Origin of the sequence: Clostridium chromiireducens (assembly GCF_003575225.1) — a bacterium.
Taxonomy (GTDB): domain Bacteria; phylum Bacillota; class Clostridia; order Clostridiales; family Clostridiaceae; genus Clostridium; species Clostridium chromiireducens.
Genome location: NZ_QXDJ01000002.1, coordinates 798,189 through 824,307, shown reverse-complemented (window position 1 = coordinate 824,307; position 26,119 = coordinate 798,189). Strand labels below are relative to the sequence as shown.

Sequence of the window (26,119 nt, the reverse complement as noted above, 5' to 3'; positions counted from 1 at the left end):
CTCAGCTTTATTAAATATGAAATTTATTAAAAATATTCACTCAAACTTTTTTAACATCAAATTAAAATTATATTTTAGTCACCTTCAGCCAAGATATTAAATACTAAATTTTTGAGATAATTCACCTAATGTCTCAGCTGTTTCTGCTTGACTTTGAGATGATTTGGCTACTTCTGCAATTGCTAATGTCACTTCATTAATACTAACTAATATATCTTCAGAGCTAGTAGCTGATTCTACTGCTGTCGAAGATAAACTTTCTAGAGCAAAATTTATTTGATTTATGACTTCTTTCATTTGTTCTGATGAACTTGATATGTCACTTGCTATATCATTAACCAATTCTGCATCCTTTTCATATTGGATTCCTGTATTTTTAAGCAATTCATAACTTGGTTTAACGTCATTTTCAAGATAATCTAAAACCTCTTGTCCACTTTTTGATAAATTATCAAAAGCATTTTGAACCTTATGAACCATTCCTTGAATGCTAGATACAGCTTCTGCTGATTGTTCTGCAAGGCTTCGTACTTCATCAGCAACTACAGCAAATCCTTTTCCCATCTCTCCTGCCCTTGCTGCTTCTATAGCAGCATTTAATGCAAGCAAATTAGTTTGAGATGCTATTTCTCCTATTGATTCTGCCATTACTTTAACATCTTGAACTATTTTACCTTCTTCAATAGCTTTAAGAATATTTATTTTGTTTTCTTCATAAATTTTATTTCCATTTTCAATATTTTGTATTGCTTGTCCTTTTATTTCTTCTGCTCTCTTCTTTATTTCTTTTGCAGATTCAAAGCTTTTATTTGCTTTATTATTTAACTCGCTTGTCGCATTTGCTATTTCTTCTGCTGATGCACTTACTTCTTCAGTTGTTGCACTTAAATCTTGAGCTCCTTTAGTTATTTGTTCCGTAGAATCATTAACCATTTGCATTTTTGAAGAAACTTCTTCAGCTGTTGCTGATAATTCTTCACTAGCAGCGCTAATATCACCTGAACTGCCTATCATTTGAGATATTAGTACCTTTATATTGTCTTTGGATTTGTTCAATGCACTTGCAACTTCTCCGATTTCATCATTGTTTTTAATATCTATTTCCTTTGTTAAATCCCCTTCACCTAGTGCTTTTGAAAAATTGACTATTTTTCTTAATTCTTTTGAGATAGATACAGAAAATAACATTCCAATTATTATAGCAACAATAAATATAAATATAGTAATTGCAATAACTGTAATCTTTGAACTATTGTAAGTCATTATATTATTTTCTGAATTTGTGCTCGCCTCGTTAATATTCATAGAAATTATTTCATCTAATGATTTGAAAAGATTTTCTCTTACAGCAGTTCCATTTGAAATTTCTCCTATTGAAGATTTATTATTTCCATCTAAAGCAAATGTATATATCTTCTTTGCTATATCTGAATATTCTTTTGCTGAATTTTCTATTTTTACAAATGTATTTTTCTCATGCTCTGCAAGTAATTCATTATTATAGGTTTCCATAAGCTTTTCATTATTATTTAATAAAGTTTGTACCTCTTTAGCTATATTATTTTTTTGACTTACGTCCATGTCCTCATTATACGCTAATGTAGTTAAATTCCCACGAATGGATAAATAATTCTGTTTTATTTCATCCAGTTTTTGTATAGATCTAAAGTTATATTCATACATTAGTTTGGTATTATTGAATAACCCTGGTCATAATAAAAGAAACAGCATTCTGTTAATTGCTGCTTCTTTTATTTTTTAATTATTCATAATAATTAAACTTGATATTTCATTTCTAAAATCCTTTACAGATTATACTTGCTGATTTATGAAACGTAACTAATCGTTATAATCATCAACATCAAACTCGTTGTTTTTATAATAATATTTGCGATCTTCTTCTGTAATCTCACGAATAACCTTGCATGGATTTCCTACCGCTATAACATTATCTGGGATATCTTTAGTAACTACACTTCCTGCTCCAATAACAACATTATTTCCAATATGAACTCCAGGATTTACAACGACATTTCCACCAAGCCAAACATTATCTCCTATTGTTATACCAATTCCATATTCATATCCAGAATTTCTCGAATCAGGATGTATTGGATGTCCTGCTGTATATAGAGAAACATTCGGTGCGAACTGCACATTTTCACCTATGGTCACCTTTCCAACATCTAATATTATGCAATTATAATTAGCAAAAAAATTATTCCCAATTTCAATATTTTTACCATAATCACAGTGAAAAGGCTGCTCTATTAAAACTTTATCACCAGTTTTCCCTAATATGTCTTTAATCAATTCATCCATTTTATTTACTTCATCTGGAGGAAGTAAATTATACTCATGTATTTTTAACTTATTTTTTATTCTGTCTTCTCCAAGTCCATCTAACCACGCTTTATATGGCAATCCTGCTAACATTCTTTCTTTTTGATTCATTCTCTACTCCTCTTCCCTTCTCCTATCTTATTTCTATAACTATTTCTTAAGCACTTTTCCTTCATTCCCTCACAATCTGTTCCACCTATAGTGCATTATATTCAGTTTTTCCATCATAATTTATCATATCATAAAACATGTAAATTAAATTTATAAATAGTACAATCCAATTCTATTATATTGCTGAATTACTTCCATGATATTTTTATATTAATATATTTTCTATATACTTTAACTCTAATATAATTCTCAAAGCAAATCCCATAATTGAATATTAATTAGGAGTCATCTTTACCAATTCTTACTCATGGTTTTACTTCTTTATTGGAAAATATAGTTCTTTTGTTTCTTCAGTTATTGTTCTGAATTCATAGCCCTTTGATTTATAGTATTTTATTATTCTAGGAAGAGCTTTACATGTATTTTGATGATTATCTGTGCAATGCAAAAGTAATATACTGTTATCCTTTTTTTCACTTCCATTTATAGCTTTTAAGTATAATTCATCTGGTGAAGTTTTAGGTTTTAAGCCATCACTGTTTTCTAAATTCCAATCGTACACCTTAAAATTCCTCTCATGCAGCTTTTTAAGAAAACTATAACTTAAGCGTTTATGACTACCCCCTGGAAACCTAATTATATTAGGCGAAATTCCAACAACTTTGTTTATTTCATTCCTGCAAGCTACCATTTCTTTAATAAAGTTGTTTTCATCGCTATAAATTTTCTCATAATTATGAGTATAACTGTGAAGACCTATACTATTTCCTTCATTATAAATTCTCTTCACCACTACTTCCCTACCTTTAATCTGATTTCCAATCAAAAAAAATGTTGCCTTCACTCTATTCTCTTTTAATATATCTAGAACCGTACTTGTCACTTTAGAACTTGGTCCATCATCAAAGGTTAAATATATTATTTTTTTCTTACTTCTTGCAAAATTCTTATCTTCTTCAACTATTTTACTTGATTTAGGTGTAGTTTTCGCATTAGATTCTTCATTTCTATTGGGGGTGGCCTTTTCCTTATTTTCATCAGAATTTTTGCTTAATTCACTATTAGGTTTTTGATTTATTTCTTTCTCGTCTACTTCTTCATATTTTCTTTCTGATTGTTCATTATTGGATTGATTTTCAGGTGAAGACATACTTTTGCCAAATGTACAACCAATAAGTAGTATAGTAGAAGCAAGGATCAAAATATATTTTAATTTACTTCTCATAATAATACCTCCAAACGCAACTTGCTTCTTTATATTAATTAATCTACATGTCTTATTGTTTGTTTTTTTACCTTCTTTTATTTGTGGTAATTTAAAACACATTGAGCCGCAAATAAATTAATGATCCCTGGTAAAATGGAATCAATTGGTCTTGGATTTATAGTTATGTCTATTTCTTCCACTGTATTTAAAACTCAAATATTGCCTAAATCATACTATATTGTCAATATATCTTATAGTCACAATCAATATTGTTAAACACTTCTTCTTAATAGGTGGATGTGATGGAGCAAAACCTGGAAGAAATTATTACACAGAGTTTGCTGAAAAAATTCCTAATGATTGTATTATTCTTACTTTAGCATGTGGAAAATATCGTTTCAACAAGTTACAATTTGGTGAAGTTGCAGGACTTCCAAGATTACTTGATGTTGGACAATGTAATGATGCTTACTCAGCAGTTAGAATAGCTTTGGCTTTAGCTGATGCTTTTAGCTATACAGTTAATGATTTACCTCTATCAATAATATTGTCTTGGTATGAACAGAAGGCTGTATGTGATCTACTAGCGTTACTTTCATTAGGAGTAAAAGGAATGTATCTTGGACCAAGCTTACCTGCATTCATAACACCTAATGTATTAAATTTCCTAGTTGAGAATTTTGATATTAAGCCGATCAGCACTCCTGATGAAGACTTAAAATAAATATTAGGATAATTAGTCATTTAGTATAAGCAATTTAGCTTATTAACAATTAATAAGATTTTTTAAAAAATTAAAACCATACACATACAGAGATATCCTGCTTGTGTATGGTTTTTGCCATTCTTATTTTGCAATTAATCTTCCAAAACTAAAATACTTAATAATAATCAAATTTATATAATATATAAATATTTGATTTGAATCATATTTTTAGTAACCAAATAGTTATAAGATAAAGCTAAAGAAAGACAACAATCAAAATTAATTTGAATACATGAATAAAATAAAAGCATGGAGGATTTATATTATGGAAAAAAATATTATGTTAAATGAAAATATATATTGGGTTGGTAAGGTTGATGACAGAGATGTGCCTTTCCATAGATTAACTTTAACTAAAGGAACTACTTACAATAGTTATTTATTAAATACTGAAAAACCTACAGTAATTGATACTGTTGATATAAGCTTTGGAAGAGAATTTGTACAGAACTTAAGTAATATAATTGAACTAGACAAAATCAAATATATTGTAATTAATCACACAGAGCCTGACCACTCTGGCGCTCTTGGGAGCTTAGCTGCTAAAGCAAAAAATGCAGTGATTGTATGCACAGAGCCTGCTGTAAATGAACTTAAAGAAATGTATAGACTTCATAGTAGAGAATTTTTAGTTGTAAGTGATGGTGATACTCTAGATATAGGAGGTAAAATTCTTAAGTTTATGCAAACACCATATCTTCATACAGAAGAAACTATGATAACTTACTGTGAAGATGATAAAATTTTATTCCCTTGCGATATTTTCAGCACTCATGTTGCAAATTATGAATACTTCAATGACTTAGCTAAAGAAGATATTAAGGAAGATTTTACTGTTTATTATAAATTGATAATGCATCCTCATAGAAGATATGTTCAAGAAATGATTGAAAAAATCAAAGATCTAGACATAAAAATCATAGCTCCTTCTCACGGATTTATTATTAGAGATGATGTTCAAAGCTTTATAGATATTTATGATAATATGAGCAAGAGTACAGATCAAAGCAAGAAAGCATTAGTTTTATATTCTACTATGACAGGTAATACAAAAAAAATCGCAACTATTCTTAAGGAAAAATTTGAAAAACAAAATATAACTTCAGAAATCATTGATGTAAATAAAGTTCCAATGGAAGAAATAATAAGTGCTATTAACGAAGCTGATACAATCTTCTTTGGAAGTTCAACTAGATATGGTGACATGATTGGAAATATGGAAGAGGTACTAAAAAATCTTAAAACTCTAAACTTAGAAAGCAAGCTAGGTGCAGCATTTGGGTCATATGGCTGGAGTGGTGAAGCTATAGAGGTTATACAAGACTACTTGAATGAAAGTAATCTAAAAGCATTAAATACTTCTGACATAATTAAATCTACTGGTATGACTGATATAGAATTACCACTAAGAATCAGATTTTCCTCAAAAGAAGATAGCCTAAAGAGCATTGATAGATTAGTTACTTATACTAGCGATTTATTACTTAGTGCAATTTAAATCAAGTGAAACTTGATTCAGGTGGAGTTTGATTTCCATCTGAATCTTAGTTGAACTTATACCCACAAGGGGGACCTCATCTGATGTTTAGCCACATGAAAATAAATAACAAGTCCAAAATAGCCTAACAAATGGACTTGTTATTTTTTATGCCTAATTTTAATATTCTTCTAACATTTTTTCAGCAAAATTCTTTCCAAATGTTATACACTCTTCAAGCTCTTCGTCATTTGGCATATATTTCAGCTTTATTCCTTTGTCAATAATTTTAATTTTAGCCTTTGTTAAATAATCAGTAATAATATCTGTTGATTCACCGCTCCATCCATAGCTGCCAAAGGATGCGCCTACTTTTTCATTAAACTTTAGTCCAATTAAATCTTCGATAAGAGGTAGTAAAGAAGTTAAGATTCCATTATTGACCGTTGATGATCCAAGTATTATTCCCTTTGCTTTAAAAACTTCAGCCAATACATCACTTTTATCTGAAGTAGCAACATTGAATATTTTATATTCTATTCCTGCTTCGCCTAAACCTTTACCTATGAATTCAGCCATCTTATGGGTAGCTCCCCACATTGAGTTATATGCAATTACTGCACTTTTATTTGATTTACCGGCTGCCCATTCATAATATTTTTCTACTATCGTCATAGGATCTTTTCTCCAAATTACGCCATGAGCTGGGGCTATCATGTCTACGGGTACTCCAAGTTTTTTAAGTTCATCTATTTTTTTTGTAACTAGTCTGCTAAAAGGAGTAAGTATATTTGCGTAATATTTAAGAGCTTCCTGATTAACTTCTGTTTCATCTACTTCATCATTAAAAATGCTTGAAGATGCATAATGTTGTCCAAATGCATCATTAGAAAACAATATATTCTCCCCAGTAAGATATGTAAACATACTATCAGGCCAGTGAAGCATGGGAGCCTCTATAAATATAAGATCATTTTTACCTATATTTATTTTATCTCCTGTAGAAACAACCTTAAAATTCCATTCCTTGTGATATTGTTTTTGTATTGATTCTAAACCCTTTTTTGAAACAAAAACTGTTGCATTAGGAATGTACTCCATTAATGCAGGCAATGCTCCTGAATGATCAGGTTCCCCGTGATTCATAACCACATAGTCAATCTTTGATATATCAGTTATCTCACTTAAATTTTCAAGAAATCTATCCGTTAAAGGTTCCCAGACAGTGTCTATAAGAACTGTTTTTTCATCTTTTATAAGATATGAGTTATATGTGCTTCCTCTATGTGTAGATAATTCATTTCCATGAATATGCCTTACAATCCAGTCCGTTGCACCAACCCAATATACTCCATCTCTAAGTTTCTTCATGTTATCTCCTCCAATGGTTAAATTTCACTCCATAGATTCTATAAAATGTATAATTCAAACCTTAATATATGTAGTTTTCTGTTAGATTATACTTATTACAATTAACACCTAAACCATGAATAAGGGTGTCTGCGACACGTTTGATTAATGATGAATGATTAAAAATGAAAAAAGCAGCTAGATTTCTAGCCGCTTTTTTTGTTATTAAGAATCTCAATAAATTCATCTATTGAATATTTAGTTGATTTATTAAAGTTAACTTCTATTTTACTTTCTATAAGACTTTTAATCACCATAAATTTCTTATTATCACCTAATACGATGGTTCCAATAATATGATTGTTACGTATAAATATTTTATAATACTTATGTTCATCCTCTAATACTTCAACCAATGAATCTACATCTTGATCTCCTTCAATATCTCCCATTGAGAACACAGATATTCCAAAGGCACTTAATGAAGTTACTGGTGGTAACGGTTCGAAAATCAAACCCTTACTACATATATTAGCTCCTGCAATTTTTCCCTGCTGCATTGCCATGCCCCATAATCCATAAATTCTACCGTTAAACTCTGAAACATCTCCTGCGGCAAATATATCCTTCATATTAGTCTCCATTTTGTTATTTACTACTATCCCCTTATTCACCTCTAAATCAGTATTTTGGGCAATTGAAATATTAGGCATAATTCCAGTAGAATATATAACCATGTCACAAGCACCTTGCACTCCAGACTTTGATATAAATCCTTCAACCTTTTCTTCTCCAAATATTTCTTGTACTTGAGTATCTAACATTACTTCAATACTTTTAGCTTCAATTGATTGTTTTAGCTTATCTGATGCAAATTCATCTAACTGACGAGGCATTAAACGTGAAGCAAATTCTGCAATGATCACTTTTTTTCCACCTTCAGATAGTACATTAGCAATTTCTAGGCTCTGAACTCCACCGCCAATAAGTAACACTGTCTTAACATCTTTTAAATACTCTAAAATTTTTAATGCTCCATCTAATGTTCTTAAGTTAAATACTCCTGGCTTATCTATGCCTTTAATTGGAGGCGTAAGATTGCTTGCTCCATTTGCTAAAAGTAGTTTAGTATAAGTTACTCGGGTTCCATCTTCAAGAGTTACTTCTTTATTTTTTGTATCTATAGCTGTAACCTTATTATCAGAATGAACCTGAATATTATTATCCTTATACCATTGTTTTTTTTGAATTAAAAGTTTTTCTTCCTCCAAATTACCAAAAAGTCCTTTAGAGATCTTAATTCGATAGTATGGATAAAATTTTTCCTCACCAAATATGATAATCTCACTGTCTGGTCTCATTTCACGTATTGCTTTGGCTGCTGAAATAGCTGCAATACCACTTCCAATAATGACTATTTTTTCTTCCAATAAAAACACCTCTTTTTTATTCATAAAAGATATATGAATGTCTTAATTAGGTTCCTTTTATTATACCTATCAGCTAATTATATTATACTTCGTATCAGTTTAAGATTATATAATTATATATAGAAATGCCTATTTCTTTGTGATAGCAACTCTCCATACCTCTGGCCCTTGTTCAAGGTATTCCCACTCAAATTGCTCCGGAAGTTCCATTATAAACTGATAATGAAGGGGACGAGGATCATGATCATTTATAAGTTCCATCTTCTCATCATGCATTAACCCTTCAAAAGTTTTAAAAATCATAGGGTGTTTGTCTTTAGGTTCATATATTCTAGCATCCACAGTTGCAGTATAATTTGACATAATTAATTCCTCCTAAATTTGTTTATTTGTTATTAAGATTTATTTCACTCTTGAAACTATTATAGCTTTCCTGAATCAAATAAAATGTGATTAGAATCAAATAAGATTTTAAATATTAAAAAATACATTAATTTATCTAGTCATTCAAAATGTTCAAAGAAAATTCTACTTATTGATATTTTAGTTCTTAATATAATCTTTAGCCTAAAAATTACATAAAAGAGATATTTAATTCTATCCTTCTAAATTAAATATCTCTTTTTTAATGCTAAGATTGAGTTTCACAGTGACACAAAAATTTTAATCTCTCCATTTTAAAGTTCTCTTTTGCTAGTATTTCTGGCCAAGCTTTTACCATTTCGTATATCTTATTTTTCTTATCATCTGATAAGTTATCCCACTTCACAACGGAAGGGTCCGTTTTTTTTCTATTATCTATAAAATCCCCATACTTCCAGCCCAATTTTTTCTTATACTTATACCAACTTGTATGTTGATTTTTGGCTAAGATTTCTAATTCCTTAGCTGTAAATTCTATAAAGGGTTCACTTTCTTTAACAGATACAATGTCATAGTTTATTTTAAGCAAATCATTAGGAATATTTTTCGCTTGATGCCTAATGGAATCTTTAAGCTCTTCATTTAGTTCCAGCCATGGAATTATATCATCTAAGTATTTATCTTTATTACGTTCATAAATAGACATTGCAAGATTTTCGATTTTCTCACTATAGAATGCATCATGCATTAAATGACGCAGAAATTGTTCTTCATCTACATGAAGCCTTAATTGTTCTTTAGATGGTAAATGTGATTGTTCCCACTTTTTTGCATTTGTCAGCATGCTCATTTCAAGTATTGCTTCCATAGATCTTGATTCATGTTTATATCTCTTTATTTTAAGTAATGCTCTAAGTACACCATCATCAATTTGAGCTTCTCCAGCTTCATTTATAAGATGTGACACCTTACGTTCTAACAGTGAACGTAACAGCATCGCTCTTCTAATTATAAATAAATGATCCCACTTTTCATCAGTTTGATTAGGTCCTAAGATGTTTACATAACCTCTTAATCTACTTATAAAGTCAGGCCCTTTAGCTCCTTTAAACTCTAGCAAAAACTTTTTTTGTTCATTTTTATCTTCGAAATCTTCTCCACAAAATTCCCTAAATGTACTACTTGTTCCACCAGCAAATACAAAAATAGCCTTTCCTATAGGATGAATAGAATCTCCTTCTCTAAATACACCATCCTGCATAGGTGCTAAAAAATATTTTAGCCATCCAAGTTTTCCTTCAAGGGCAGAATCAAATTCATCAAAAAACACTAATGGAATTTTCCCTTCCAGCACTATATCTCTTACTTTATGAAAAGCATTAACCAAGTCTGCTGGTGTTCTAAATTGCGATAAATTAAAATCCAGCTTTTTAATTACATTTGAAGCTATGCTGTTAGCTACTTCAACTATACCAAAAGATTTCCCCGATCCCGGTGTACCAAATACTGCAATTGAAAGAGGTCTAACGGTATTTTTAGTAGATATGTATTCTAACATAAGATTTTTAATACTCCTATAACTTTCTATCTCCGCTTTATCTACTGTTGTCAAATTTCCAAATTGCGCTATTGGAATAGATTGTAATGCACTTTTCACTCCATTTTTAACTATATCATAAGCTATTTCAGCTAAATTGGTAGAACTTTTATCCTTTAAAATATACCAACAAGAACGACAATCAGAATTATGTGAAATAGGCACTAGTACGTCTTGTACATGCTCCTTCTGTACAAAATCATCTTCTTTTTCCATAAATATTATAGAATTAGGATATACGTATTCTTCGATATTTACTCCAAAACCCTCAACATAATATTTCTGTGCTGAAACAATTCCTTGACGTACTCCACTACCTATGGACTCATATAACTCTTCATTATCTTGACTTCCCGAAACAATTGCGCTCGCAAGTCCTGCCACAAAACAAGAAGTGAGCCCAATCATTTTGCCTTGTGAATCTTTAACCAAACTCCCCTCAAATCCATAAGGCAGAAAAAATAATCTAGTTTCAGGTACATTATCATTTCTATAATAGATTGCACCTTCAAGACCAAATGGTATTATAAGATGGCGGCATTTTGAAAGAAATGCAAGATTAGGATTATTACTAATTTGCCAAACAAAATCTTGTGCTGTCCTCTCCCATGAAAGACTTTTACTTATGTTAACACCCTTTGAACGTAAATCGTCACCGTTTATAATAACTATTGTCTTTTCATTATGAAACTTTTGAAGATGTTTCCAAAGTTCACTAGTATCAATAGGATTATTCATTTTATATAATACAATTGGTGATGTTTGAGTTGACTTTAAAGCCAAAGGCCAAAAATCCTTACTAAAATTAAAGCCATTATTTTCGTCATCTAATATAATCATATCTGCGTTCACATCGTCGTTCATAATAGGAAGAAGCCTTGTCATACCTGACATGGCTGCGGTAAATCCCATTAAACGCTTTATTCTATAAACTTTTGTGCCATTACTTTTACCATCAATTTTAGAAAAAACATCTAGTTCTGCAGTAGAACTAAGAAATTCTCTTTGCCAAACCCCTTCTATATCACGTATTTGTGGAGCAAGTACAGATGCATCTGTAGAGAGTTCTACAAGTTTCGATAGAAGCAATGCTTCCCCTGGTTTTAAAGTATTATGCACATTTAAATGTGTCTGCCAGTTTAAGCCGTTATTAATCTTAGGATATGTTACCCATTGCAGTGCATTTATACATATGTCACCTGACACTGCAATTTTATATTTTTTATGTTTCATATTCAGCTCCTTATAAAACTATTCTGATGTGATTATTTTAAAAATACGTACCATAAGTTATTCTTTAGGAGTAAAGCCACAGTATCCTATTTCATCACATCTACTTTTCATATCATCCCATATTTCATTATCTTTTATAGCTTCTATTGCTGTAGGGTATAAAATATAATTTTCCTTGAATATGTGATCTCTTAAGTTAAATATTATATATTTTGCTGTATCATCAACTTTTTCTTTTATTTCCTTAAACTCAGATTTAGAAGCATTTTCAGCTATTTCTTTTAAGAACTTCTTCTTCGCTCTTAAATCATCATGTTCCATTCTCATTATTCTAGTTGGACCCGTAATTTCTCTCTCTTCCATCTCTGAAAACAAAACTTGTTCTTCTCTTAAATGATGCTTTTCTGCATCTAAAATGTTATCAATAACAGTCTTCAATACCTCAAATTCTTTTGCGCAGCTATCATAATTATCTGATTTTTGAATTCTTGAATTAATCTCCTCAAGTTCTGTTAAAAATCCAAGAATTTTCTCATGCTCAATAATAAATGTATCAACAACATGCCCTGGTTTAATTTTTGTTTTAATCTTATCAAGTTCATCCTTTAAGACTTCCATGTGAATATCACAAAGATGCCTTAAATCTTGTGGGTTCATTCCTTTTTCTATTAAATTTTGTTCTGCAATTGACAACTCAATCGGATTTATATCTGAAACAATCTCTAAAGCTTCTTTTCTTAAATCATCTGTTACTCCATGCTTATTTAATTTTTCTAAAACATCAGTTAAATTTTTAATTTTTGTAGTGTTCATTTCTAATTCCTCCTACTTGACTATATTATTTCTATGTCCTAATTCTATTCGAATTTCATTAATAAACATGTGATTCAAATCAAAATCAAAAAACATTTTACTAGAGATTTCTGTTCCACTGCAGTGTACTACTTCTCCCTGAACAATTTTATATTACCCTTTTACTATACGATTCTAATTGTATTTTCGTTTCTTCTAATTGTCTGTCTACAATACTTGCTTGTTCTATGTGATTTGTTATAGTTTTTGATGTCACTTTTAAAATTTCATCTACATTTATTATTTCTTTACTCATATTTTCAATATATCGTTTTTGATTTGTTAAAATTTCAATTACTTCCCTTACTTCATGCTCAACTTTCCCTATAGAAGATAAACTTTCTTCTATCTTTTCTGCCGCATTTACTGATGCATTAACCCCTTTTGCAATAACTTCTTTAGATTTATCCGAATTATCTATAACAATTTTTGTTTCATCTTCTATATTACCTATTAACATTGAAATATCTTTAGTACTTTGCTTAGTCATTTCCGCTAGATTTCTTATTTCACCCGCAACTATCGCAAACCCTTTCCCTTGTTCTCCAGCCCTTGCTGCTTCTATTGCAGCATTTAAAGCCAGTAAATTAGTCTGATTTGCTATATTCGTTATTAACTTTACAACCTCATTAACCTTGCTAAACCGTCTTGCCAATTCATTTATGTTTTCAGTATTATTCCTATTCTCATCTTCTAAAGATTTTACCACTTTGACAATTTCCTCAATAGCACTTTTGCCTTCATGTGATTTATTAACTGTATCTTTTGTAATTTCTATAAGATTATTCCCTTCAAAATATAATTTATCAGTCAAGTCATTAGTATTTTCTGTCAAGTTAGAAATCTCATTCATATGTACCTTTACTTCATCAGCAAGCTTTCCTAAAACATCATGTTGATCATCTACTCTATGATGTTGTTTTACAATACCTGCTAATAACTTACTCATTTTCTGAATAAAATTATTAGTATTATCTTGTAATTCTTTTGTCTTTATTATTTCTTCTCCACCATCCATTGCGTGCTTATTTTCTAAATCTTTAATTTTCTTATTTCTAAATAGGTTCATTCAGTTTCCTCCTAAGTCTTTATATATATTAAATATTCCTTAACTTGTATCTTTAATTATTTTTATATCTTGTTCTTTCATTCTTGCCTGAGCCAAATAGAACCTTCTAGTAACGATAGTTAAATCTACCTCTTAATATAATTTTAAGCTAAAATATTCAAAAAGAATGTGATTTAAATCATATTTCACTAAATTTTCAGTAATTGTAAATCTATAGGGCGTAAAATACTATATATTCATAAGTTAGAACCAAAGATCTAAACTTTAAATCAAGTTAAACCGGGCATTGCTGTTAATTATACAATGAATTACTTGTATTAAATACAAATTTCATTTTTTGCGTTTAAACATAGATACAGAGACCTTAATACAACATCCAGCTACTATGAGCCATGCTGTGTGTTCAAAAGAAGAAAGATTATCAGCTGGAATTAGTGATGGTCTTGTTCGGTTGGCCGTTGGTCTTGAAGATGCTACGGATATAATCAAAGATTTAGAACAAGCTCTCAACTTAATAGCTATGTGATTTATATCACGGCGCTAAAATCTCTTATATTATAAAGTTGAATAGTTAAATAAAATAATTTACTAATAATACACAATTAAGGCACATGAAAATAAAATTTTTAGTAATATATTCTTAAAAATTTGTGCTTATTCTTTATCCTAATTAAAATTACTAAGGAGGAAATTAAATGTCTTATGAAGCAATTTGGACTAAGAATCAAAGATTAAATGAAGTAGAAATTATAAAGCTTGAAAAAGATGGTTTAGATGTAATTGAAACCATAATAGACAAATACTCAAAGGAAGGTTATGCGTCTATAACGCCTGAAGATATGAATAGATTTAAATGGGCTGGTGTTTACCAGCAAAAGCCAAGAGAGGGATTTTTTATGATGAGAGTACGTATTAATTCTGGAATAATGACTTCAGAGCAAGCAAAAGTTTTAGCAGGAATTGCTAAAGATTATGGACGTGGAATTGCAAATGTTTCTACAAGAGGAGCTATACAATTTCACTGGGTTCAAATAGAAGACTTACCTTCTATTTATGAAAGACTAGAGGCTTGTGGATTAAGTCCTTTTGAGGCCTGTGGCGATTGTCCTAGAACAATAGTTGGAAATCCTCTTGCTGGTATTGATAAAGATGAACTTATGGATACAACTAAACTTGTAGAAGAAGTTAATAATTTCTTTTTATTAAATAGAGATTTTTCTAATTTGCCTAGAAAATTTAAAATATCTATATCAGCTAGTATACACAATGCAGCTCATGCACAAATTAATGATCTTGCATTTACTCCAGCAGTCAAAAATATTGATGGCAAGGATGTAATAGGCTTTCATGTATGGGTTGGAGGCGGCCTTTCAGCCAGCCCTCATTTAGCACAAAAACTTGATATCTTTGTTAAACCAAAAGATGTGCTTAAAGTTGCTGAAGGTGTATGCACTATTTTTAGAGATTATGGGTATAGGGAAAAACGTACTCGTGCTCGTTTAAAATTCTTAGTAGCAGACTGGGGAGCAGAGAAATTTAAAGATAAATTGATAGAATTCACTGGAGATATGCCAACTAGTGGTGAAGATAAATTATCTACTTGGAATGCATCGTATTACTTTGGAGTACATCCTCAAAATGAAGCTGGGAAAAGCTATATTGGTGTTAGTTTACCATTAGGCGAAATTACTCATGACCAGCTTTTAGAACTTTCGGATGTTTCAGAAAAATACGGAGATAGCAAGATAAGAACTACACTATCACAAAATTTAATTATTACAGGTATAAGCGATGAAAACATACCTTCGTTATTAGAAAAAGACATATTTAAACAACTATCTCCATCTCCAAGTATCTTTACAGGATACACGGTTTCTTGCACAGGTAAAGAATTCTGCAATTTAGCCATTGTTGAAACAAAAGAACGTGCTAGAGAAGTTATTAAATATCTTGATTCTAAAATAAAGCTAGATACACCAATACGTATCCATTTTACAGGCTGTCCTAACTCTTGCGGGCAAAAGCATATAGCTGATATCAGTCTTCAAGGGGCACTTGTAAAAACTGAGAATAGCTGCGATGAAGCTTTTACTCTATGGCTTGGCGGCACACTAAACAATGGTGGACAGTTTGCAGAAAATCTAAACTGCCGTGTAAAATCCACTGAGGTTCATATAGTCCTTGAAAAGATAATAAACTTCTTTCAAGAAAATAAGTTAGAAAAAGAAAACTTTAATGAATTTATAGGTAGAGTCGGAATCGATGAAATTAGAAATATTATTTAAAAACTATTTTTTGTAGTGCAATTATTAAAACGACTGAATATGTACATAAACTAGAGCAATTATTTCAAGCGAGAAATTAATAACAACATATTTTATATTCTAAGCCGATGAGATGTTAATACTTATCTCATCGGCTTTATTTTTATTATTCTTGCTTTTTTCCAACAGCTGCAAGATATACTATAAACTCTTCATCTCCATCTAATCGTAAAATATTGTCTATCATCTTTTGATCGTATATTCCAATTGCACAAGTTCCTGCACCAATAGATTCACTAGCTAAGTAAAGATTCTGGCAGACATGTCCTATATCTATTAAGATTTTTTTATGTGCAGTAATATCGAACTTCCATTCTGAACGATATGGAATAGTGCTCCATGCAAACACCGCTGCTGCCTTTTTAGTAAAGTTAGGCACAAAAGGCTGATCTAACGTGATTTCATCTACTTTATTATCCATTTCGTCTAGTTCAAACATAAATAAAAGTGTATGATCTTCTGGTAAATACCTGTAAACTCCTTTCTGTATTCCATCCACTCCCATAATAAATAAATATGTTTCAAATGAGTGCGTAGCTCCACTACAAGGAACTGTTCTTAGAATAAGTCCAGCATTGTTTGTTCCAGTAATACCCTGAGTAGCCCATAATAGATATGATAATTCCTCTAGACTCATCTGTTTCTCAGCATAAAATCTTGTACTTCTTCTCTTCCCTATGCACTCGTAAATATTAGAATTTGTTACAGTTTTTTCACTAGGCTTTGGTAGAATAACTATTTTGGAGTTCGAATCATAGGATTTAATACTCGCCGGCTTAGGTATTCCATTCATTTTATCAGTTTTTATATTTTTGAATTCATCAAAGTTAGATTTTAAAAAATTTCTCTGCTTCTCATATCTTGCCATAAAATTTCTCCTATCTTTATTCTTTGCAAAATATATTACTATAATATCAAAAAGAAGTATGTACCATAAGTTACGGTTTTTAATTTCACCGCTAAAAACAATTACTACTACAATGTTGATATTATAAAGCAACTTAATAAACATTCAAGATATACTTAATTAGTTTATAAATAAAAATGCTGTTTATTCATAAAGGTAGGTAGTCTAACTTTAATTTAGACTACCTACCAAAATTTCTAACACCATTAAATAAATAGATTTAATCCAGAATCTTCTGTTGATCCTAAGTATGAAGCAACTCCACCTATTTCTACTCCATCAATAAATTCTTCTTTTTTTATTCCCATTAAGTCCATACTCATTGAGCATGCAACTACATTAACACCCATATCTATTGCATTTTTTATTAGAGTTTCCAAATCATCAACATTATGTTTTTTCATTATTTGCTTTATCATTGCAGGCCCCATTCCCATCATGTTCATTTGTGATAATGGTAATTTCCCTGGATGCCCTGGAAGCATAATATCAAACATTTTTTCCATAGTATCCTTAGCTACACTAGGTTTATTTTTACTCTTTAATATGTTAAGCCCCCAGAATGTAAAGAACATAGTAACTTCTTTCCCCATAGATGCTGCTCCTGTTGCTATTATAAATGAAGCTATTGCTTTATCTAAATCTCCACTAAATACAACCAATGTTGCTCCATTCTTTTCCACAACATTTGGTGAAGAAGCATTTTTCCTCAAAGCTGCTGATGTCCCCTTCTGAATATATGCTATGAAGGCTTTTTCTTTATTATCAAATTCAGATTTTAATAAAGTATTTCCTGTTGAATCACACCATGATTTTATGTCCTTTGTAAATCCAGGATCACTTGCTTTAACTTCTAATATATTGCCATCTTCCATCTTCTTAATTTCTTCAAATACTCTTTTTATTGGACCTGGACATTGGAGACCGCATGCATTTAACGTAATATTTGCATTTATTTCTGTTATATCTAGATCTTCTAATTTCATTACAGCCACCTCATCTTTTATTTCTTCATTATTTTCATGTTGATTTTTAATGCTTTCTTCTGCTCTTTTTACATATAGATATGTTTTTACACCACCATCTATATTTGCGCACTGTATTCCATTTTGTTCTAGAACTCTGCAAGCAACATATCCTCTAAGTCCAACTTGACAAGTAACGTATATTTTTTTATCTTTTGGAATTTCATTTAATCTGCTTCTTAATTGTCCAAGGGGAATATGAATAGAGTTATCAAAACCTCCTGTAACTAATTCAAACTCTTCTCTAACATCAATTATTAATGATCTTTCTTTGTCTAATTCATCTATTTCGTTCCATTGAATTGTTTTAACAAATCCCTCACTAATATTTGATGCATAGTACCCAAGCATATTAACTGGATCTTTTGCAGAATTATATGGAGGTGCATAACAAGGTTCAAAATCTTGCAAATCAAAGACTGTAAAATTTCCTTTAATAGCAGCTGAAAGCACATCTATTCTTTTTTCAACTCCATCAAGTCCTACACCTTGAGCCCCAAATATTTTTCCTGACTTTGGATCAAATAGCAATTTAAAAGCTATTGGGAATGATCCAGGGTAATATCCAGCATGAGAACCTGGATGAATATGAATAGCCTCGTATGCTATGCCTAATCTATTTAATGTCTTTTCGTTATTACCTGTTGTTGCTACTGTATAATCAAATATCTTCGCAACTGATGATCCAAGAGTTCCTTTGTATTCAGTATTTTTTCCACATATATTATCTGCTACTATTCTTCCTTGTCTATTAGCAGGCCAAGCAAGAGGAATCATTGTTTGCTTTTTATTTACAAAATCCATAACTTCTACTGCATCTCCTAAAGCATAAATGCTTGGGTCAGAAGTTTTCATAAATTTATCAACTACTATTGCCCCTCTTTCATTTAGTTTAAGATTAGCTTCTCTTGCAATTGTTGTTTCTGGTTTAACTCCAATTGATAATATTATCATATCAGTTGTAATTTCTTTTCCACTGCTTAATATTATCTTTTTACCTTTGTTTTCAAAAGCTGCTACTCCATCTTTTAATATTAATTCTACATTTTTATCTATTAAATGTTCATGAATTATACTTGCCATTTCCATATCTAGAGGAGCCATTACCTGGTCACCTGCTTCTACAAGTGTGATATTTATTCCTCTAGCATGAAGATTTTCAGCCATTTCAAGCCCTATAAATCCACCACCTATTACAGTTGCGTGTTTAGGCTTATAGTTATCTACATAAGATTTAATTTTATCTGTATCTGGTATATTCCTTAGAGTAAATAAATTATCACATTCATTTATTCCTGGTATTTGTGGTTTAAGTGGCGCTGCTCCAGGAGATAAAACTAAAACATCATAGGTCTCTTCATATTCCACATCTGTTTTGTGATTTTTTATTTTAACTTTCTTATTTTCTTTATCTATACTTATAACTTCATTTAAGTTTCTTATATCTAAATTAAACTTGCTGCTCATTTCTTCTACTGTTTGAACTATTAATTTTCCTCTTTCATCAATAGTTTCTCCTATATAATATGGAAGTCCACAATTAGCAAAAGATATGTATTCACCTTTTTCCACCATAATTATATCAACATTTTCATCTAACCTTCTAAGTCTAGCTGCTGTAGATGCACCACCTGCAACGCCACCAACAATAATAATCTTTTTATTCATAAGAATCTCTCCTTTTTAATTTACGAATTAATATATAAATTATAAACTTCTATTTCTTTTAAATTTATATAGGATATATTCATTAACCTTAGTTCATTAATTAAATTAATGTTACTTCAAGTTTAATTAAAATAATTATTATTGTCTGTGACTTTATCACACTTGAAACTCTATTATTAAATTTTGCTATATTAATTATCAAGTCCCTATTTATTTCCTCTTTGTACCTACATAATTAATCTTTTAATATTTCATTTAAATCTTTAATTATTATTACCTTACCTCTTTCTAACTTTATGTATCCTGATTTCTCAATGCTTTTTAATTTTCTACTCACAACTTCACGAGCAGAATCAATTTGAAAAGCTAGTTCGCTATGCGTTGCATAAATTATATTACTATTTTTGCTTATTAATAATTTTATTAGTCTTGTTTCTAGAGACTCATGCATCATTTCTTCTTTGTTTTCAATAACAGCACTGAATTTTCTATGCAAATCTCCATATATATATAATAAAAATTCTTCATCTATCATAATGTACTGCTTAACAACCTCCATTGGTATAATGCATACTTCTGAATATTGAATTGCTTTTCCAATTATATTTAGTGATTCAAATTTCGATATACAGCTTAAGGCTTCATGGCAGAATTCACCTTCTTTAATATTGTATAAATTAGTTTGCTCTCCATTTAAATTTATCTTTTGTATATTAATTGCTCCTTCTAGAACAAATAAAATCCCATGACATGTTCCTTCTGCCGCTTCTACATATTCATCAGCATGTAAAATTTTAAAATATGCTTCCTTACTTATTACTCCATTACTCTTTTTATCAACTTTCTCTAACACGGGATATTTGTTATATAAAGTATTAATACATTTTCCTCTATTATCTAATGTTCCACTATTATCACTCAACATTTGCTTCCCCCTATGATTTTATTATATATGAATCTTTGAGAAATTTATGTGATTTAGTCACATAAATATAATATAACCCCAGAACGGGAATATAAACTATTATATATTTAGAATATTTTTAATATAAGAATCAACTGCCCTTTCAAAACCTTTATTCTCAAGATATTCTTCTCTTACCGCATCCAAATTGTTTTACTCATTATCTACAACCAGTATCCCAAATTTATTGTTCAAATTTACACCTTTTATGCGGATTTAATGATTATATTATAGTTTAAATTATGAAAAAATAGAGCGAGGCTAATATCCTGCTCTAATCTTTATAGTTTTATGTTATTCTATTTTTTAATTGTGTCTTAGCTTTGTTCACCTTGAATGTTTTTAAGAATAGCAATTTGATCCTGCATATCTTCTCTCCTCACATTAATTTTTGTCCATTCTCCAATTAAATCACAATCCTCATACTTAAGATGTTCATAAAGGTTGTCCTCATTAACATGACTCCTGTGATTCACTATAACAGTAAATGTATTAACTTTATTAATATTGTTAGCTGCACATATTTTTTTTAATTCCTGGGAAATCTTACTCAACAAAATAGTATCGTGCATATTTTTCACTCCCTACACTTATTTATAATATATTTTTCTATTTTATCTAAAACGTCTTTAGAAATGACTTTTAATTTTTCCTGCAATGCAGAACTTAATCCGATTCCAAACTCAACTTCTTTAACTTCAATTGCACAAATTTCGCCTTTAACACCAGGATAATAAAGTTTCAATAAATCTAAAAAACTATAATTATGCTGTGAACATCCTTTTTTCTTTGAAATGAAATCATTTAGTGGCAAGCAAGTAATTTCACCTGGCTCCTTTCCGTAATATGCAGCATCTAAAACAAAAATATAATCATCCTTTTCTATATTAGAAATTCCATATTGAGCATCAGTTTCAGCATAAATAACTTCAATTTCTTTTTCTAAAAGCTTTTCTTCTATACCTTTTGCCACTTCAATGCCTATAGCATCATCTCTCATTAGCATATTTCCAATAGCAATAACCTTCACATCAGAACTTCTATTTCTCATAATAATTTCTCTATTTTCATCTATATTCAAACTAAAACCTCTACTATTTCTGTGTCTCCTGCTGCTCCAATTAAATGAGTTGCACAAGATACACAAGGATCAAAGGATCTTACAATACGACCAATTTCTATAGGTTCTTTAACATTATTTAATTTAGTTCCAATCAAGGCTCTTTCTGTAATTCCTGGAAGACTTGATGCATCCTTAGGTGATAAATTCCATACAGAAGGTGTTATGATATTATAATGATTAATAACATTTTTATCTATTTCAATCCAATGTCCAAGTGCACCTCTAGTAGTATCTATCATTCCAACTCCATAAGCTTTTTCTGGAATATTATAGACCTGTTGATTATTTGGTTTTAGTTCTACCCTTTCAGCAAGGTTCTTCATTATTCCAAGTATCTTTTTTGTTTCTAACACCCTTGCAATATTTCTGTCCATACAGGAATGTCCATTTGTGTATTCTCCGCTAATAATTAACCGTGCTAACGGCCCAACTTCCATAGGTAGACCTAAATAACGAGGAGCCTTTATAAAAGAGTATGCATCTAATTTAGACAAGTCCACTTCCTCTATACCTGCATCTTTTTTATACCAAGAATAATGGATTTGTTCTGTTATTTTATCTGGTTCTAAATTATATTTAATATTATCCTTCATTACTCCTGGTTTAACATATGTGATTTCTGTATCTTCATACTTATCAAAAGTACCATAGGTCATAAAATTTGGATAAGATTCACCCTTCTTAAAATAATCATAATAATATTTTGAAATTATTCCTACGTCTTCTATCATTATATTTTTTACAAAAGACTCTACCTTTCTAATAATACTCTTCACTTTTTCAAGTTTATATGCATCTATATTTACCGTAACTCCTCCCACAAAAATCCCATGATTATGAGGAGCCTTTCCTCCAAGAAGTGCAAGTCCTTCATGAGCTAATCTACTAAGTTCAATACTTTTAATATAATCTCCTTCTATTTTTTTGCTTATTCTTTCTGGAAGTCTGTAATCAGTATATTGTTGTTCTTCTACTAGTTTTATGCTTGATATTTCTACGTAGCTTGGCATTGAAAGTAAATAAAAATGTCTTAAATGATTTTGTACAAATTCAAAGCCATGCATAATATCTCGAATATAATTATCATTCAAACTAACTGTCACTTTTAATGCATCCTCTAAAGCTAAAGTAGAAGCCATAGAATGAGCTGTAGAGCATATTCCACAAATTCTCTCTGTAAAATACACTGCATCTAAAGGCGACCTTCCTTTTAGCATTTTTTCAAATCCCCTAAAAAGCAATCCACTGGCATTTGCTTTAGCAATTGTATTCCCTTCTACTTCTGCTTTTATTTCCAAGAATCCACTAATTCTAGTTACTGGATCTATAGTTATTGTTTTACCCATAATTCCTCCTAATACTTTACAAAAGGTTCCATTCCATCTGGGAATTTTGATTGCGCACATCCAATACAATTTGTGTTATCTCCAATAGGCCAATTAACATATCCATTCCATTTTCTCCTTGGACAATCCGTTTTTGTTACAGGTCCTCTACACCCAAGTTTGAGCATACATCCTTCTTCACCAAATTTTTGTGCAAAAATGCCTTTATCAAAAAATCCACGCCTTGTACAAGTATCATGAATTGTAACTCCATAAAAAAGAAGAGGTCTTCCCTCATCATCCAATTGTGGCATACCATACCCTACTAAATGTGCTATCGTTCCAACTACCCAATCAGGATGACATGGACATCCTGGCAGCTTTATAACCTGGCGGCTTAGAACTTCTTGCACGCTTTTGCTTTCTGATGGATTAGGTTTTGCAGCAGATATACCTCCGTGAGAAGCGCAAGTTCCTACAGCAACAACATACTTTGCTTTTCCACCTGCTAATTGTATTGCCTCTAATGCTGTAATGTTTTTTCCATTATAATTTGCCACAATGTTATAACGGCCCTTTTCTTTTGTTGAAACTGCTCCATCTACTAATAATATAAACTCCGTATCCAATGTCTCTAAAAATTTTTCAAAAGCAAACTCTCCTTCTGAACCCATAAGTGTATTGTTATACGTGAAATTCACCATATCAGTTAAAATATCATACAGTCCTGGATTTTCACTATTAAGTAATGATATTATATTTCCTGAACAACCTGTTACTTCCAGCCATATAGCGTTTACTTTCTTGGTATCTTCAACCATTCCCGCAACATCATTTACTAGTCTCCTTGCAGTATGTTTTTTAACTTCTGTAAGTGGACATCGTTCCTTACTAGTCAACTTAATTCCTCCAATATAATATATTGCTTTACTATAGTTCTTTCAAATTATTAGAAATATGACCTCTAATATTTCTATGTAAAGTGTATGCTTTAAATGTTAAAAAATAAAAAATTCAGCTTAAAAACCTTAATTTATAAGTTTTAAAGACACAATTTCTTATATACGCATCTATTATTTTCTAAATCATATACTAGTAGTAATTTATTATAATAAAATATATTTTTAAATTGATTTTGTAAAACAGATATATTTATTCATATACTTATGTTCATCTACTATGATATGATTATGTTATTATAATTTTGTAACTAAAAATCCATAAAAATAGGGGGTTAAATTTATGCTTAAAGTGGACTTCCATGTTCATACTACTTCTTCAGATGGGACTCTCTCTCCAAAGGAGGTTGTTCAAAGAGCTCATAAAAATAATGTCAGATATTTAGCCATAACTGATCATGACACTCTAACCGGCTTAAACGAAGCTATAGAAGAGAGTTACAAACATGATGTAGTTGTAATACCTGGTATTGAACTTTCAACACAACATAATAATGAAAGTATACATATTTTAGGTTTTTTTAAGGATGACAACTTTAAAAATGATGAACTTGCAAAAGAATTAGACAACATTAAAAATCATAGAATCGTTAGAGCAAAAAAGATGATTGACAAACTTAAAGAGGAATATAATATAGAAATAAATTTTGAAAAGATTCTTAAAGAAGCTAAAGATACAATTGCAAGACCTCATATCGCAAGAGAGATAATTAAATGTGGCTACCCATATGAAATGGATGAAATATTTGATAAGTTTATTGGAAAAGGCTGTAAAGCCTATGTGCCTACATTAAAGTTATCTACTACTGATGGGATAAAACTCTTAAAAAAATATAATGCTCTTGCATTTCTAGCTCATCCTAAATTAATTCGTCATTCTGATATTAATGATTTTTTAGAAATGAATCTTGATGGCTTGGAATCGATTTACTACCAGAATTCAGAAGATGAGACTAAAAAATTTGTGAAAATAGCAAATGAAAATAATCTATTAACCACCTGTGGTTCTGATTTTCATGGTGATTTAGAGACAGATACTCGTCATGGAGACATTGGTTCTATGGAACTACCATATGAATATTTATCAAAATTAATTTCAGCTTTAAATTTAAAGTAATCTCGAGTACGCACATACTTAAAGTGAAGCAATGAACAACCGAAAGAGAATACATATATGTTCCTCAGGCTGTGAAAAATTTCGCTGAGCATATCTAAACAGAAAGTTGCACCCACTTCTGCATGTTCCTATGACAAGCACAGGACAAGCAAAAGTGGAACAACTTTCTGTTAAGATATTCAGCAGCTTATTTTTCAATGCCTGCTCCACATATATGTATTCTCTTTCTTTGTTTGCTATCTCTTTAAGTATTTCACCAATGCCTATTCTCGAAAAATGAAGTATATATTTTGAGCCATCATGAAATTTTGTGATGCTTGATATTGTGCCTCAAAAGTAAATGTAATTAAATAAAGGCATTGTAACAACAGAAATATAAAAATACTTGCATTAATATAAGTTTACTTCAGATTTACTGCTAAAACTAGAAATGGAATTAAAGATAATTTTACTTTTGATATTAAATTTAGACATGATTAATAAAAGGTACCATTGTTACTGTAATATATGTTATATATTACAGTAATTACCTTGGATAAATTACATATATTTTAAATTACATTCCTGTAAGACCATATAATCTAAGAGTTCTCTAATACTTTTATCACCTTTTCTTATTGATTTCATTGCAAATCTTCGAAGTGTATCAATAATTGTATTAATTAAAATCAAAATACTGATCTCGTCTTCAAAAACTTTTATTCTAAGAATAGGGAAAAATTCTTTGACTTGTTTAAACGCTTTTAAGTCATTTATTTCTTTTTCGTTATTATCTGATTTCTCATTATGAATACTCTCCTTTACTACAGAAACTATCTTAGATGAGAAAAGTATTGAAATTAAACGCCCGTACAAAAAACACTTGAATCTTTGAATCTTGATACTTTTATTATTTTTCGTGTTAGATAT

Annotated in this window: 19 protein-coding genes and 3 pseudogenes; 5 read left to right on the top strand and 17 right to left on the bottom strand. The window is 30.3% G+C overall.

Annotated elements, in window-relative coordinates; genetic code table 11:
• Positions 1-96: 96 nt before the first annotated feature.
• The 3 genes and pseudogenes from D2A34_RS09105 to D2A34_RS09095 all read right to left on the bottom strand — a co-directional run.
• A pseudogene (locus D2A34_RS09105) lies at positions 97-1,686 on the bottom strand (methyl-accepting chemotaxis protein); the annotation flags it as partial.
• Between the two features lie 153 nt (positions 1,687-1,839).
• Positions 1,840-2,454 carry a sugar O-acetyltransferase gene (locus tag D2A34_RS09100; RefSeq protein WP_119366400.1) on the bottom strand — a complete coding sequence of 205 codons (615 nt, stop codon included), beginning with the start codon at positions 2,452-2,454 and terminating at the stop codon, positions 1,840-1,842.
• A gap of 313 nt (positions 2,455-2,767) precedes the next feature.
• Positions 2,768-3,679, bottom strand: coding sequence for a polysaccharide deacetylase family protein (locus D2A34_RS09095; RefSeq protein ID WP_243128282.1), 912 nt, complete (start codon positions 3,677-3,679; stop codon positions 2,768-2,770).
• Positions 3,680-3,932: 253 nt separating this feature from the next.
• Between D2A34_RS09095 and D2A34_RS09090 the strand changes: the two are divergent.
• Positions 3,933-4,385, top strand: a pseudogene (locus D2A34_RS09090) (hydroxylamine reductase); the annotation flags it as partial.
• 307 nt (positions 4,386-4,692) lie between these two features.
• On the top strand, positions 4,693-5,925 hold the full coding sequence (locus D2A34_RS09085) for an FprA family A-type flavoprotein (RefSeq protein WP_119366399.1): 1,233 nt from the start codon (positions 4,693-4,695) through the stop codon (positions 5,923-5,925).
• A 159-nt stretch (positions 5,926-6,084) separates the two neighbouring features.
• On the opposite strand, the gene D2A34_RS09080 is transcribed toward D2A34_RS09085, so the two are convergent.
• The 6 genes from D2A34_RS09080 to D2A34_RS09055 form a co-directional block, all read right to left on the bottom strand.
• Positions 6,085-7,275, bottom strand: coding sequence for an oxygen-binding di-iron domain-containing protein (locus D2A34_RS09080; RefSeq protein ID WP_119366398.1), 1,191 nt, complete (start codon positions 7,273-7,275; stop codon positions 6,085-6,087).
• Positions 7,276-7,460: 185 nt separating this feature from the next.
• On the bottom strand, positions 7,461-8,684 hold the full coding sequence (locus D2A34_RS09075; protein ID WP_119366397.1) for an NAD(P)/FAD-dependent oxidoreductase: 1,224 nt from the start codon (positions 8,682-8,684) through the stop codon (positions 7,461-7,463).
• A 129-nt stretch (positions 8,685-8,813) separates the two neighbouring features.
• Entirely contained in the window at positions 8,814-9,047 is a 234-nt protein-coding gene (locus tag D2A34_RS09070) for a DUF2249 domain-containing protein (RefSeq protein WP_119366396.1), read from the bottom strand.
• A 268-nt stretch (positions 9,048-9,315) separates the two neighbouring features.
• Entirely contained in the window at positions 9,316-11,877 is a 2,562-nt protein-coding gene (locus D2A34_RS09065) for a RyR domain-containing protein (RefSeq protein WP_119366395.1), read from the bottom strand.
• 57 nt (positions 11,878-11,934) lie between these two features.
• Positions 11,935-12,690, bottom strand: a complete 756-nt coding sequence (locus D2A34_RS09060; RefSeq protein ID WP_119366394.1) for a DUF438 domain-containing protein — start codon at positions 12,688-12,690, stop codon at positions 11,935-11,937.
• Between the two features lie 148 nt (positions 12,691-12,838).
• Entirely contained in the window at positions 12,839-13,798 is a 960-nt protein-coding gene (locus D2A34_RS09055; RefSeq protein WP_119366393.1) for a methyl-accepting chemotaxis protein, read from the bottom strand.
• A 352-nt stretch (positions 13,799-14,150) separates the two neighbouring features.
• Between D2A34_RS09055 and D2A34_RS09050 the strand changes: the two are divergent.
• Positions 14,151-14,324 (top strand): annotated as a pseudogene (locus D2A34_RS09050) (PLP-dependent transferase); the annotation flags it as partial.
• Between the two features lie 169 nt (positions 14,325-14,493).
• Complete coding sequence (locus tag D2A34_RS09045) at positions 14,494-16,083, top strand: nitrite/sulfite reductase (protein WP_119366392.1); 1,590 nt, start codon at positions 14,494-14,496, stop codon at positions 16,081-16,083.
• Positions 16,084-16,228: 145 nt separating this feature from the next.
• Here D2A34_RS09045 and D2A34_RS09040 read toward each other — a convergent pair whose 3' ends face one another.
• The 7 genes from D2A34_RS09040 to D2A34_RS09010 form a co-directional block, all read right to left on the bottom strand.
• Positions 16,229-16,990, bottom strand: a complete 762-nt coding sequence (locus D2A34_RS09040; protein ID WP_119366391.1) for a SagB/ThcOx family dehydrogenase — start codon at positions 16,988-16,990, stop codon at positions 16,229-16,231.
• A gap of 245 nt (positions 16,991-17,235) precedes the next feature.
• Positions 17,236-19,722 carry a CoA-disulfide reductase gene (locus D2A34_RS09035; RefSeq protein ID WP_119366390.1) on the bottom strand — a complete coding sequence of 829 codons (2,487 nt, stop codon included), beginning with the start codon at positions 19,720-19,722 and terminating at the stop codon, positions 17,236-17,238.
• 235 nt (positions 19,723-19,957) lie between these two features.
• A complete protein-coding gene (locus D2A34_RS09030; protein ID WP_119366389.1) occupies positions 19,958-20,647 on the bottom strand; it encodes a Crp/Fnr family transcriptional regulator in 690 nt (229 codons plus the stop codon).
• A 356-nt stretch (positions 20,648-21,003) separates the two neighbouring features.
• The gene (locus D2A34_RS09025; protein WP_119366388.1) at positions 21,004-21,258 is read right to left on the bottom strand and encodes a hypothetical protein; all 255 of its coding nucleotides are present in this window, start codon (positions 21,256-21,258) and stop codon (positions 21,004-21,006) included.
• Between the two features lie 5 nt (positions 21,259-21,263).
• Positions 21,264-21,767, bottom strand: a complete 504-nt coding sequence (locus D2A34_RS09020) for a hydrogenase maturation protease (RefSeq protein ID WP_341467239.1) — start codon at positions 21,765-21,767, stop codon at positions 21,264-21,266.
• A complete protein-coding gene (locus D2A34_RS09015) occupies positions 21,764-23,155 on the bottom strand; it encodes a nickel-dependent hydrogenase large subunit (RefSeq protein WP_119366387.1) in 1,392 nt (463 codons plus the stop codon). The genes D2A34_RS09020 and D2A34_RS09015 overlap by 4 nt, the downstream gene beginning before the upstream one ends.
• Positions 23,156-23,163: 8 nt before the next feature.
• Complete coding sequence (locus tag D2A34_RS09010) at positions 23,164-24,033, bottom strand: hydrogenase small subunit (protein WP_119366386.1); 870 nt, start codon at positions 24,031-24,033, stop codon at positions 23,164-23,166.
• Between the two features lie 343 nt (positions 24,034-24,376).
• Here D2A34_RS09010 and D2A34_RS09005 point away from each other — a divergent pair, with 343 nt between their 5' ends.
• Complete coding sequence (locus D2A34_RS09005) at positions 24,377-25,210, top strand: PHP domain-containing protein (protein WP_119366385.1); 834 nt, start codon at positions 24,377-24,379, stop codon at positions 25,208-25,210.
• A 540-nt stretch (positions 25,211-25,750) separates the two neighbouring features.
• On the opposite strand, the gene D2A34_RS09000 is transcribed toward D2A34_RS09005, so the two are convergent.
• Positions 25,751-26,065, bottom strand: coding sequence for a hypothetical protein (locus D2A34_RS09000; RefSeq protein ID WP_182629330.1), 315 nt, complete (start codon positions 26,063-26,065; stop codon positions 25,751-25,753).
• Positions 26,066-26,119: the final 54 nt, after the last annotated feature.